An 11,423-nucleotide genomic window follows, 5' to 3' on the forward strand; every position below is an offset into this window, starting at 1 on the left:
AATTGAGAATCGTTGAAGCGAAAACGCTGACAGATAGTGTAGCAAAGCTATGCTGGGAGGCGTGTTACTACCTGCCTGAGGATGTATTGGCCGGATTCAAACGTGCTGAAGCAACGGAAGCCTCGCCAATTGGAAAAACCATCTTGCAGCAGCTAATGGAAAATGCAGAAGAAGCAAAAATCAATCACATGCCATACTGCCATGACACGGGAATGGCGGTCGTGTTTGTGGAGATAGGGCAAGATGTACATATCTCGGGCGGCTATTATCTTGATGCCATTCAGGAAGGCGTACGGATAGGCTATAGAGAAGGTTATTTAAGAAAGTCTGTTGTCGGCGATCCGCTTATTCGTGTGAACACTGGAGACAATACACCTGCAGTTGTCCATACAGAGATCGTACCTGGTGATCAAATTAAAATTACCGTTCTGCCAAAGGGCGGCGGAAGTGAAAATATGAGTGCGATGAAGTTCTTGCTTCCCGGTGAAGGTGCAGAGGGTGTAAAGAATTTTGTCATCCAAACGATCAAAGAAGCAGGAGGAAAAGCTTGCCCTCCGGTTGTCGTTGGAGTCGGCATCGGAGGCAGCTTCGATAAAGTGACATCCCTTGCCAAGCATGCGGTTTTACGCGAAATCGGCGTTCATCACCCGGATCCGCATATTGCAAAGCTTGAAGCTGAGCTTCTAGAAGCTATCAATGATACTGGGATTGGACCACAGGGGCTAGGCGGAACAAGTACAGCTTTATGGGTGCCAATTGAAACCTACGCCTGCCACATCACAGCGCTGCCAGTGGCTGTCAACATCCAGTGCCATGCGGCCCGAAAGAAAACAGTTGTGATATAAGGACAAATTAAAGCAAATTTGAAGGGTAAAAGACCTTCATCGATGTTATGAAGGCCAACCTGAAGCGAATTAGAACGTGAAATGTCTTTTATCAAGGCGATGAAGGACAAATTTAAGATTAGCAGCCTGAACTATGTCCAAAACTAGATAAATAGAGTTATTTTTTTAAAAGGGGAAACAGGAACTTTCTGATAATGGAGGGATGACAATGGCGGAGTATCGGTTAAACACGCCAATCAGTAAAGCCGATATTAAGAACTTAAAGATCGGGGACACCGTTCTTTTGACAGGAACCATCTATATGGCCAGAGATGCGGCGCACAAAAGAATGGTTGAGCTGCTGGATAAAAACGAACCATTGCCGGTGGATTTAAAAGGTGAAGTCATATTTTATGCGGGCCCTTGTCCTCCAAAGCCTGGCCAGGTTATTGGACCGGTGGCGCCAACGACTGCCTACCGGATGGATCCATACGCGCCAGCCATGTATGAATATGGAGTAGTAGGGGCTATTGGCAAAGGTCCGCGAAGAGACATGGTAAAAGAAGCTTGTAAAGAATACGGTGCCGTTTCTTTTGCTGCAGTCGGCGGTCTATCAACTATTTTAAGCAGAAGAGTAAAGGCGGTAGAAGTAGTAGCATACGAAGATCTTGGCCCTGAGGCAATCCGCAGGCTGGAAGTAGAGGATTTCCCTTTGCTAGTGGCTTACGATTCCAATGGCGATGATTTATATCAGCAAGAAATTCCAAAATATGAAAACTATAACCAAAAAACAAATAAAGGAGCTGTATTATAATGAAGAAAATCGAAGTAGCAGTTTTACCTGGAGATGGCATTGGCAAAGAGGTTGTTCCTGTATCGTTAAAGGTGTTAGAAACAATCGCTGAAGTTCATGGCGGATTAAAATTTGAATTTAAAGAATTCCCTTGGAGCTGCGATTACTACGCAGAGCATGGTAAAATGATGCCAGATGATGGCTTGGATATTTTGAAAAACTTTGATTCTATTTTTCTAGGTGCGATCGGCAATCCACAGATTGTGGAGGACCATTTATCATTATGGGGATTATTAATCAAAATTAGAAGGGATTTCGAGCAGTCCATCAACATTCGCCCAGCAAAAATGTTTAAGGGTCTAAGGTCTCCGCTTGTAAACCCTAATGACTTTGACTTGATTGTTGTAAGGGAAAACAGTGAAGGCGAATATAGTGAAGTTGGCGGTAGAATTCACAGCGGTGAAGACGAACTTGCGATTCAAAACGCAGTATTCACTAGAAAAGGCACAGAACGTGCAATGAGATATGCATTTGAACTGGCAAAAAAGAGAAGAGGGCATGTCACTTCTGCAACAAAATCTAATGGAATTGTCCATTCTATGCCATTTTGGGATAAAGTGTTTAATGAAGTAAAGTCAGACTATCCAGATATTCAGACAGCATCCTATCATATTGATGCATTAGCTGCATTTTTCGTAACAAGACCGCAAATCTTTGATGTCATTGTGGCTAGTAATCTATTTGGTGATATTTTAACAGATATCGGCGGGGCGATTATGGGAAGCATTGGTATTGCGCCAGCAGCTAATATCAATTTAAATGGTAAATATCCATCCATGTTTGAGCCTGTTCATGGATCTGCGCCAGACATTTATGGCAAGGGAATTTCTAACCCAATCGGACAAATATGGACAGCGAAAATGATGCTTGATCACTTCGGTGAATATGAGCTTGGACAAAAGCTTCTAGATGTGGTTGAGGAAGTAACAAATGACGGAATTAAAACGCCAGATATCGGCGGAAACTCAACAACAATCGAGGTTGGAGACGAAATCTGCTCAAGATTAAAAAAGGCTGTTTCAGTAAAGTAATATCAAAAAGTAGGGTGCTGTTAAAAAGACAGCGCTCTTCTTTTTGCCTTGCGCAAAAATAATAGACCGCCAGCTTATAAGCTAGCGGTCTATTATTCGTATTGAAATTAGTTATTTCTGCTTTCAGCATCCTTAATGATATCTTCACCGATAGTTTTTGCATATTCGTCATATACTGGCTGTAAAGCCTCTTTGAATGCTGCAATTTCTTCATCAGATAACTCATTGATTTCAATTTGGCCATTTTCTTTAAGCTTAGCTAATGCATCTTCGTTAAGCTGAGCAGCAGATTCCCTTGCTGTCTTTGTAGCTTCATCTACACCCTTTTGAACGACCGCTTTTGTTTCATCATTTAAGCTATCCCAGAATTTAGTGTTAGTTAGCAATACATAGTCAACACGAGTGTGGCCCATGATTGTCATATACTTTTGAACTTCGTCAAACTTCTTAGATTCAATGTTGCTGAATGTATTTTCTTGTCCATCTACTGTTCCTTGCTGAAGAGCTGTGTAAAGCTCACCAAAAGGAATAGAAGCAGATCCTGCACCAAGCTTAGAATAGATGGCCTCTAGAAGCTGGCCGCCTTGTGTACGAATCTTCATACCATCAAGATCTTCAGGCTTTGTAATTGGCTTCTTGTCGTTTGTCATATGTTTTGCACCGTTTGGCCAGAAAGAAAGACCAAGTACGCCGTCTTTTTCAAGACGCTTAAAGATTTCCTGTCCTTTTTCCCCATCCCAGAAAGCTTCTGCAGCTGCATCATCTTTAAATAGGAAAGGCATTGCTGGAATGTTGAAGCCAGGGTCGTTACCAACAAGCTTAGACATATCCGGTAAAATAAATTGAACGTTATCAGCAACTAGGTTTTGATATTCATCTTTATCACCGAACAAGGAGCTGTTTGGATAAACTTGAACTTTAATTTTACCGCCAGATTCCTTTTCAATGACTTCTTTCATCTTCAATGCACCTTGGTGCTTTGGTGTGTTCTCAGCAACAACGTGTGAAATCTTAATTGTTAATTCCTGTACTCCGCTATCTGCTGTTTCAGTTCCTTCAGAAGAACCTTCAGAGGATCCTTCTGTTTTCTCTGATGATGAACTGCTGCTGCATGCTGCTAGTCCGAATGCCAATATGAGCGTAAGGACTGCCATTAGCATTTTTCTTACATTTGTCATTTCTTTTCCCCCTTTAATAAATGGTCACGAACCTAATAGATATGTATGGTCCGCAAATATATCTAATTCCTTCACAGCCCACTTAAAGACAAGATAGAGCGGGAAGGCATTAGCACCTGCTTTGTACGATTGCTCTCTAAAAAGTAATCGCTTACACGATTTGCGATAATCCCTCCTTTAATAAATTGGATACAAGTTTATTTGCGATTATGACTTTCTTCATAGATGATGTAGACATTATATCAAATGAGTCCAATATTGTGAATACACATAAATAATAAAAAATAATAAATTTTCTGTTTATTTTTTTCGCAATATCTAGTATATTGAAAAATAGAATTCTATAAAGATTGGATACAATCCAAAAAAAGGAGTTGAAAAAATGAAATTTTTTAAATGGCTGGATCGTATTGAAGAAGCTTTAGCTGGGACACTGTTTGTCGGTGGAACAATTGTAGCTTTATGGGGTGTATTTACAAGATATGTATTGAACGCACCTGCAGCCTGGGTAACGGAGATTTTTGAGTTTTTATTGGTATGGGCAATATTCCTTGGTTTTGGTATGGCGTTGAAGGATAAGCGGCATATTCAAGTAGAACTTCTGTTTGACCTATTTCCACTTTCCATAAAGCGTATTGTTGCCACTATTTCAAACTTAATAGGTGCAGGGTACTCCTTCTATCTTGCTTATTCTTCGCTTGAATTGATAACGCTTTCAAAGGAACAGGGGATGACGACTATTGATGTTGGGATTCCGATTTGGACAACATATTTAGTTCTTCCTGTTGGCATGAGTCTTCTTGGGCTTTATTTCATTATTAACGCAGTACGGGCTGCTAAAGGGGATAAAGCTGAGCTGACAGGTGAGTTAGAAGCACTGTACGAAGAGATGAAAGAACAAGGAGCAAATCTTCCAGATGATAAGGGGGTTGGGGTATGAGTCCGGTTTTAGTACTTTTCTTAGTTTTTGCCATCCTTTGCTTAATTAGGGTTCCAATTGCAGTCAGCTTGGGACTTTCAAGCATTGTGGCTCTTTCCATGATTGACTTTACCCTTTATACAGTCATTCAAAAAATGTTTAACTCATTAAACTCAGCAACATTGATGGCCATACCTGGTTTCGTCTTTGCCGGGATTATCATGTCAAAGGGTGGTATTTCTTATCACCTAATCGAAGCATTAAAGTCTTGGGTTGGCCATATTCGTGGCGGATTAGCAATTGTAACAATCCTTGCTTGTATGATCTTCGCTGCCATTTCAGGTTCTAGCCCTGCAACAGCTGCGGCTATTGGAAGCATCATGATTCCAGGAATGGTTAAGGCAGGCTACAGCAAGCGCTATGCTATGGGATTAGTAGCAGCAGCAGGAACACTTGGAATTCTTATTCCTCCATCAATTCCATTAATTATTTATGCATCTGTAGCTGAAGAATCTGTTGGAAAGCTATTTGCTGCCGGGGTTCTACCTGGACTTATGTTAGGCGGTATTTTGTTAGTGTCAGCTATTGTGAATGCAAGAATTAATAATTATGGAATGCTGCCAAAGGAGCCAATGGATGTAAGACTTAAGAAATCATATAAAGCGATCTGGGGATTTTTGCTTCCAGTTATTATTCTTGGAGGAATTTACTCCGGTATCGTCACACCAACAGAAGCAGCCTTTGTTTCCTGTTTATACGGAGTCATTGTTTCTGTATTTATCTATAAGGAAATGAACTTCCCTAAATTCCGTGAAGTTCTTAAGGAATCTATTAATATCACTGCCATGATTTTCCTAGTTATTGCATCAGCAATGATTTTCGGTATGTTCTTAACTACAGAGCAGGTACCGCAAAACTTTGCCATTTGGATTGAGGAAAGTGCTGCAAACAAATGGATCTTCATGATTGGTGTTAACATCATGTTCTTTGTATTGGGAATGTTCTTAGAGGCTGTAGCCATCATCCTGATTACACTTCCAATTTTACTTCCGGTTCTTGTTATGTTTGATATTAACATCATTCACTTTGCGATCATCATGACAATCAATATGGAATTAGCTATGATTACGCCGCCAGTTGGCTTGAACCTGTTTGTTGTCAGCGGAATAACGCGGGAAAAGGTCGGCGAGGTTGTAAAGGGAGTTCTTCCATTCTTTGCCCTAATGGTTCTTGCACTTATTTTAGTCGTCATCTTCCCGCAGATTTCACTGCTTCTAGCAAAATAGTAAGTGAGGAGTCTTGTCGATGAAGGAGTCAAAGGATTTTCAAACATTGCAGGAAAAAGTGACTTCTATGATCAGAGAGGCCATTTATACACAGGAATTAAAGCCAGGAGAAAGGCTTATTCAGGATGATCTTGCATCCAAACTTGGAGTGAGCCGAATGCCTGTAAGGGAAGCATTGCATAGCCTTGAAAGGGAAGGACTAGTTATGTTCCTTCCCCATAAAGGGGCACAGGTGATTGGGATCAGGAAAGAAGACGTTGAAGAGCTTTATTATTTAAGATCTCTGCTTGAAGGAATTGTTGTACAAAAGTCGATGAACTTTTTGACGAGAAGGGATCGCAATGAGCTTCAGGATCTGGTTGATTTAATGGATAAGGATATCAAGAAAGATGATATGGATTCCTATATGAACCATAACCAGCAGTTCCACAGTTTACTGCAAAAGGGATGCAAGTGGAAGAAAATAAAGCTTCTTACAGCCGAATTGATTAAGGGTTACCCTTCTCAGGTACCAAGACTAATTCCAAAAACAGTGCAAATCTCCAATCAGGAGCATAAACAAATACTAAGGGCATTAGAAGAAAAGGATCCTGTCAGAATACGTCTTTTAATAGAAAAACACATCATGCGTTCAGGAAACATGCTGGTAGAGTTTGTTGAATAGGATAGAACAAGGAGAGGCTTTTTCTATATTACTTTGAAAACCGCAGCAGAGCTATATGAGCTCTGCCACTTATCGAAGTGAATTGGATCCAATATCCATATAAAAGGAGGAGTACATAATGGCGAAAAGATCGTATTTATTTGTCCCGGCGAGTTCTGAAAAATTAATGGAAAAGGCAGTTAAAAGCCATTCTGACTGCGCTATTTTTGATCTAGAGGATGCTGTTGCCTTATCTGAAAAAGAAAATGCTCGTGAGCGGGCAAAAAATTATCTAATTAATCATCCTGCAGATAAAGATGTCTATATTCGAATTAACGATATGACAACGCCTTATTGGAGAGATGATGTCATCGCGGCAATCGATGCAGGAGCAAGCGGTGTTGTTGTGCCCAAGTCAGAAAGCGGCATTCATCTAAAGACGATTTGTCAGGTTATTCAGGATCGCCTGGAAAGCAGGGGAGAGGCGGACAGAAAGTTCGAAGTCATGCCGCTGATAGAAACAGCAAAGGGTGTTCATTTTGCCTACGATATTGCCAACGCCCATCACTACATACCGAGATTAGTGTTTGGATACATTGATTACTCTCTTGATCTTGGCTGTGAATTAACTGAGGACGGAGAAGAGCTTATTTATGCAAGATCACAAATTGTCAATGCGTCTAGAGCAGCAGGGATCGGCAACCCAGTCGATGCGGTTTATCCGGATTTAAATAACCCAGATGGATTAAATAATGATGCAGTCCGTGCAAGAAAAATTGGCTTTAAGGCGAAGCTTGCCATCCATCCAAAACAGCTTGATATTATTCACGAAGTCTTTACTCCGAAGCAAGAGGAATTAGAAAAGGCAAGGGAGATTGTTGAAGCATTCGAAGCGGCAGAAAAAGCAGGTACTGCATCGATAGCTGTACAGAATCAATTAGTAGATTATCCAGTTTATAAAAAAGCAAAAAGTCTTCTGCAATTAGCGAATTTATAGATAAACCAATTCTAAAAAAGGGGAAATCAACGAATAGATTCACAAAGCTTAATTTTTTATAAAGGGGAATGAGCAATGGTTACAAGTCAATTAGCAGCAAATATTAAGCAAACAACATACAAGGATTTCAGCGAAAACGCACTGCATGAGGCAAAAAGAAGTCTATTAAACTGGCTTGGCGTAGCCATTGGAGCGGCCAACCATGAATCAATGGATAAGGTTCTGGCCGTTGCCAAAATGACAAAGAGCTCTGAACAGGCAACAATCCTTGGACGCAAGGAGAAGACAGATATCTTATTTGCCGCATTGCTTAACGGGATGTCCTCTCATATCTTTGACTTTGATGATACATTGCTAGAAACCGTTTTGCATCCATCGGCCCCGGTCTATCCGGCAATCCTGTCATTTGCTGAACACCAGAAGAAATCAGGCAAAGATGTTCTTGAGGCATTTATTGTCGGCTGTGAGGTAGAGGCGCGGCTAGCGTTATCCGTCTATCCATCTCATTACTGGAGAGGCTGGCATATTACGGGGACTGTAGGTGGAATTGGGGCAGCAGCCGCAATAAGCAAAATGCTTGATCTTGATCTTGAAAAAACTTCCTACGCCATCGGAATTGCTTCCAGTGATCCTGTAGGATTAAGAGAAATGTTTGGAACGATGACAAAACCGTACCATCCTGGAAAAACAGCTATGAATGGTTTAATGGCTGCCTTGATTGCTTCAGAAGGGTTTACAAGTTCAACAAAGCCGTTAGAAGCAGTTCGAGGTTTTGTAAAAGTCCTATCCGAAGAAAATAAATTAGAGCTCCTTACACAAAATTGGGGGAAAGCCTGGGAAGTCGAAAAGAACAGCTATAAACCATTTGCCAGCGGAATTGTTACACATCCTGCCATTGACGGCATTATCCAAGTTCAAAAACAGCATCAGCTTCGTGCGGAAGATGTAGATGTGATTGAAATTATCGGCCATCCTCTTGTCAAGGAGTTGACAGGAAAGACTGAATTTACAACGGGCCTTGAAGGGAAGTTCAGTGTTTTTCATTGCGTGGCATCCGGTTTCCTTAATCTAAAGGCTGCGGTTGATGAGTTTTCAGATGAATTTGTCAATGATCCAGCTGTTAAAGAATTACGCTCTAAAATTAACCTGACCATTGATGAAAATATGAAGGAAGATCAGGCGCAAATCACTGTAAAACTAAAAGATGGCCGTGAAATTAGCCAATTTGTGGAACATGCCATTGGCAGTATGGATCTTCCAATGACAGATGAACAATTAAAAGAAAAATTCATGGATGTAACAGGTACTGTCATTTCCGAAGAGGCAAAGAAGGCTTTAATTGACTTAGTCTACCGATTTGAGGAGTTAGAGGATCTGGATGAGTTCTTTGAATTATGCCGTCCAGCGGAGGCAGTTATTCTGTAAAGAGGAGTATGATAATGGGCTCTCCAATTTTTAAACAAAGAGAAAATCAGATACCAAAGAAAAAGGAAGCAAATTCTGTGCCGATGACAGCTTCAAAGCTAATCATCCTTTTGGCTGGGGGGCTTTTAATGGGTGCCGTTTTCTTCATCCTTCCTGGAGAGTATACTTTTACAGCTAAAATCATGCTTGCACTTTTAGTTATGAGCGTTTTCTATTGGACATTGGAGCCGTTGCCCCTTGGGGTAACGGCAGTCCTGCTTTTAGTTCTTATGATCATGTTCCATGTCGTTCCGATGACCATAGTATTCAGCGGTTTTTCATCTCCGGCCGTGTTTCTCATTATTGCAGGAATGATGCTTGCTAAAGGGGTGAATGATACCCCGCTTGCTAAGAGACTTGCCTATTTCATTTTAGCTAGATGGGGTGGAAGTGCAAAAGGACTGTTAGGAAGCATTATTATGATACCGCAAATCCAGGCTTTTTTTATCCCGGCAGCAGCTGTGAGGGCTACACTTCTTGTTCCTGTTGCATTGATGTCCCTTGAGACGATAGGTGCGAAGAAAAATAGCAATCTTAGAAAAATGATTTTGCTTGCTGTTGCCTTTGCCGGCACTGTCAGCGGAACAGTTGTCATGACCGCTGCAATAGGAAACATTCTGACCGTTGAGCTTTTGAAGGAATTTGTTGGGATTCAAATTTCATATATTCAGTGGTTTATGTACACTGTGCCCATATGGCTGCTCCTAATTCCAGCAGCGTGGCTAATCCTTCTGAAAAGTTTTCCGTTGCCCGATGAAAATAAACATTTCCCTCATGTGAAAGAGGAAATGCAGAAGAAATTACATGAGCTCGGAAAAATGGATCTTGAAGAGAGGAAATGCCTAGGTATTCTTATTTTAATTGTAGGCCTCTGGTTTTCTGAGCCGCTTCATGGCTTGCATCCGAGTATCCCGGCTTTGCTGGGAGTGATTCTAATGGCATCTCCTGGTCTTGGCTGTTCAAAGTGGGAGAACATGGTGAAGATTAATTTTGATACGGTTCTCCTTATGGGTGCCACGCTTTCGTTAGGGTATGCCTTTAATCAATCTGGTGCTGCTGAAGCAGTGGGGGCAAGTCTTAGTGCCGATTGGCTGATTGGCCTTTTACACTCACCACTTATTGGTGTGATTGCTGTGCTGATAATCACCCAGATTCTCCATCTTGCGGTTGCAAATGTATCTACAGCAGTCGTCACGTTAATTCCTATCTTTATAGGATTATCTGCCCAGGCTGGAGCCGACCCAGTTTTGATTTGTATCACTGCATCACTTGCCTGTCTGCATGGCTATATTTTAGTAGTGGAAGCTACACCTAATATTATTGTTCACAGTACGGGTCAAATACAGCAAAAAGATTTTCTAATGCCCGGCATCTGGATGACCCTTGCAATGATCGCGGTCACCGTATTGACTGCTGCATTTTGGTGGAAATGGATTGGCCTTTTGTAAGTTGATTGGAACGAAAATCAACACAGATTGAATAGACTAAAATATCTAAAAATATAGACAATTATTACACGATCCTGTATTCTAAAGATAAAATTACTTATAAGAAAGGTAGCAGAAAATGTCAGATCTCCGCATAGAAAACAGAGATACATTACACTTAAAGGTTTGCAACATCTTAAGGGAAGCAATCATCAGGGGGGACTTCGAACCCGGCGAGAGATTAAAGCAATCTGAGCTTGCTGAAAAATTAGGCGTGAGCCGAATGCCTGTGAGAGAGGCTTTTCGAAAACTGGAATCAGAGGGGCTCATCACTCTTGAACCTCATAAAGGCGCTGTTGTAAAATCAATCAGCCTTGAAGACATCGAAGAAATCTATGCTTTAAGATCTTCCCTAGAGAAAATGGCCGTCTATAAAAGCATCGACCTGTTAACTAAGGAAGACCTAACCGAACTCACAGAATTGGTTGAGCAGATGGAAACAGCAGAAGATGTCGATACATTCATCCAATTTAACATTGACTTTCATCGCATTCTAGTAAAGCGCTGCAAATGGGAACGATTAAATTCATTTATCGGAACATTATGGAGCGGCTTTCCACAGCAAACTCCACATCTTATAAAGGGGCAAAAAGACACATCTAATGCTGATCACAGAAAAATTCTTGAAGCTGTTCTAAAAAAAGACAAGGAAACGGCAGCAAGTCTAGTCGCAGAGCACATTACCCAAACAGGAAAAAAGTTAATTAAAAGCATACGTGATGATGCAAAAATGAAGTAAAT

General features: G+C 41.1%; 11 protein-coding genes. 10 read left to right on the forward strand and 1 reads right to left on the reverse strand.

The window, feature by feature from the left end:
- Nucleotides 1-2: 2 nt before the first annotated feature.
- From AC1Q59_RS09665 to AC1Q59_RS09675, 3 genes are all read left to right on the forward strand, one after another.
- The gene (locus tag AC1Q59_RS09665; protein WP_492365603.1) at nt 3-845 is read left to right on the forward strand and encodes a fumarate hydratase; all 843 of its coding nucleotides are present in this window, start codon (nt 3-5) and stop codon (nt 843-845) included.
- 208 nt (nt 846-1,053) lie between these two features.
- On the forward strand, nt 1,054-1,638 hold the full coding sequence (locus AC1Q59_RS09670) for a FumA C-terminus/TtdB family hydratase beta subunit (RefSeq protein WP_492365604.1): 585 nt from the start codon (nt 1,054-1,056) through the stop codon (nt 1,636-1,638).
- Complete coding sequence (locus AC1Q59_RS09675) at nt 1,638-2,708, forward strand: tartrate dehydrogenase (protein WP_492365605.1); 1,071 nt, start codon at nt 1,638-1,640, stop codon at nt 2,706-2,708. The genes AC1Q59_RS09670 and AC1Q59_RS09675 overlap by 1 nt, the downstream gene beginning before the upstream one ends.
- 107 nt (nt 2,709-2,815) lie before the next feature.
- Here the strand turns inward: AC1Q59_RS09675 and AC1Q59_RS09680 are convergent, their stop codons facing one another.
- A complete protein-coding gene (locus tag AC1Q59_RS09680) occupies nt 2,816-3,886 on the reverse strand; it encodes a DctP family TRAP transporter solute-binding subunit (protein WP_492365606.1) in 1,071 nt (356 codons plus the stop codon).
- Nucleotides 3,887-4,268: 382 nt separating this feature from the next.
- On the opposite strand from AC1Q59_RS09680, the gene AC1Q59_RS09685 reads away from it, so the two are divergent.
- The 7 genes from AC1Q59_RS09685 to AC1Q59_RS09715 all read left to right on the forward strand — a co-directional run bounded on the left by AC1Q59_RS09685 (nt 4,269) and on the right by AC1Q59_RS09715 (nt 11,421).
- The gene (locus AC1Q59_RS09685; RefSeq protein ID WP_492365607.1) at nt 4,269-4,826 is read left to right on the forward strand and encodes a TRAP transporter small permease; all 558 of its coding nucleotides are present in this window, start codon (nt 4,269-4,271) and stop codon (nt 4,824-4,826) included.
- Complete coding sequence (locus AC1Q59_RS09690; RefSeq protein WP_492365608.1) at nt 4,823-6,091, forward strand: TRAP transporter large permease; 1,269 nt, start codon at nt 4,823-4,825, stop codon at nt 6,089-6,091. The genes AC1Q59_RS09685 and AC1Q59_RS09690 overlap by 4 nt, the downstream gene beginning before the upstream one ends.
- Nucleotides 6,092-6,110: 19 nt before the next feature.
- The gene (locus AC1Q59_RS09695; protein WP_492365609.1) at nt 6,111-6,755 is read left to right on the forward strand and encodes a GntR family transcriptional regulator; all 645 of its coding nucleotides are present in this window, start codon (nt 6,111-6,113) and stop codon (nt 6,753-6,755) included.
- Nucleotides 6,756-6,873: 118 nt separating this feature from the next.
- Nucleotides 6,874-7,731, forward strand: a complete 858-nt coding sequence (locus AC1Q59_RS09700; RefSeq protein ID WP_492365610.1) for an HpcH/HpaI aldolase/citrate lyase family protein — start codon at nt 6,874-6,876, stop codon at nt 7,729-7,731.
- Between the two features lie 75 nt (nt 7,732-7,806).
- Nucleotides 7,807-9,156 carry an MmgE/PrpD family protein gene (locus AC1Q59_RS09705; protein ID WP_492365611.1) on the forward strand — a complete coding sequence of 450 codons (1,350 nt, stop codon included), beginning with the start codon at nt 7,807-7,809 and terminating at the stop codon, nt 9,154-9,156.
- A 14-nt stretch (nt 9,157-9,170) separates the two neighbouring features.
- On the forward strand, nt 9,171-10,643 hold the full coding sequence (locus AC1Q59_RS09710) for an SLC13 family permease (protein ID WP_492365612.1): 1,473 nt from the start codon (nt 9,171-9,173) through the stop codon (nt 10,641-10,643).
- Between the two features lie 118 nt (nt 10,644-10,761).
- On the forward strand, nt 10,762-11,421 hold the full coding sequence (locus AC1Q59_RS09715) for a GntR family transcriptional regulator (protein ID WP_492365613.1): 660 nt from the start codon (nt 10,762-10,764) through the stop codon (nt 11,419-11,421).
- Nucleotides 11,422-11,423: the final 2 nt, after the last annotated feature.

The organism is Cytobacillus sp. MT66, from assembly GCF_058792595.1.

Bases quoted from the DNA above. Each gene is read 5' to 3' on its own strand.
- AC1Q59_RS09670 (WP_492365604.1), top strand. From the start codon at position 1,054: ATGGCGGAGTATCGGTTAAACACGCCAATCAGTAAAGCCGATATTAAG.
- AC1Q59_RS09675 (WP_492365605.1), top strand. From the start codon at position 1,638: ATGAAGAAAATCGAAGTAGCAGTTTTACCTGGAGATGGCATTGGCAAA.
- AC1Q59_RS09680 (WP_492365606.1), bottom strand. From the start codon at position 3,886: ATGACAAATGTAAGAAAAATGCTAATGGCAGTCCTTACGCTCATATTG.
- AC1Q59_RS09685 (WP_492365607.1), top strand. From the start codon at position 4,269: ATGAAATTTTTTAAATGGCTGGATCGTATTGAAGAAGCTTTAGCTGGG.
- AC1Q59_RS09690 (WP_492365608.1), top strand. From the start codon at position 4,823: ATGAGTCCGGTTTTAGTACTTTTCTTAGTTTTTGCCATCCTTTGCTTA.
- AC1Q59_RS09695 (WP_492365609.1), top strand. From the start codon at position 6,111: ATGAAGGAGTCAAAGGATTTTCAAACATTGCAGGAAAAAGTGACTTCT.
- AC1Q59_RS09700 (WP_492365610.1), top strand. From the start codon at position 6,874: ATGGCGAAAAGATCGTATTTATTTGTCCCGGCGAGTTCTGAAAAATTA.
- AC1Q59_RS09705 (WP_492365611.1), top strand. From the start codon at position 7,807: ATGGTTACAAGTCAATTAGCAGCAAATATTAAGCAAACAACATACAAG.
- AC1Q59_RS09710 (WP_492365612.1), top strand. From the start codon at position 9,171: ATGGGCTCTCCAATTTTTAAACAAAGAGAAAATCAGATACCAAAGAAA.
- AC1Q59_RS09715 (WP_492365613.1), top strand. From the start codon at position 10,762: ATGTCAGATCTCCGCATAGAAAACAGAGATACATTACACTTAAAGGTT.